The sequence below is a fragment of the Achromobacter sp. Marseille-Q0513 genome (assembly GCF_018195695.1).
Taxonomy (GTDB): domain Bacteria; phylum Pseudomonadota; class Gammaproteobacteria; order Burkholderiales; family Burkholderiaceae_B; genus Achromobacter.
This window is the reverse complement of record NZ_JAGTJY010000556.1, coordinates 1-426: the sequence shown is the minus strand read 5'-3', so window position 1 is coordinate 426 and position 426 is coordinate 1. Positions and strand designations below refer to the sequence as shown.

Genomic DNA, 426 nt, shown 5'->3' with positions numbered 1-426 from the left:
GCGGCGCCAGCCGGAATGCCTACGGCAGCCGATCCGGCACGCGCGGCGACGCCACCTTGAACCTGGGCCACAGCAACTTCGGCAGCAACGCCGACTTCAACTATCGCGGCATGGTCGCCGCCAGCGCCGATGGCGTCGCGCTAGGACGCGCCGGCGGCGGCGGCAGCGCGATGCTGTTGAAGACGCCGGATGTGTCCGGCATGCCCTACGGCTTCAACGTGGAAGGCCACCCGGTTGCAGGCAGCGGCACCTACGCCGTGCCGATCGGGCGCTACGACGACGTGCCGTTTGCCCGCGTCGTCAGCAGCGGCGACGACCTGGACATGAACGTCGAGGTGCCCGCCAACATCGTCCGCGCTCATCCCGGCCAAGTTTATCCGGCCCAGGCCAAGGGGGATATCAACCGGGTCTATAGCGGGCTGCTGA

At 68.5% G+C, this 426-nt stretch carries 1 pseudogene; it reads left to right on the top strand.

Going from position 1 to position 426, the window contains the following annotated elements:
- A pseudogene (locus KDH83_RS31740) lies at window positions 1-426 on the top strand (fimbrial protein); the annotation flags it as partial.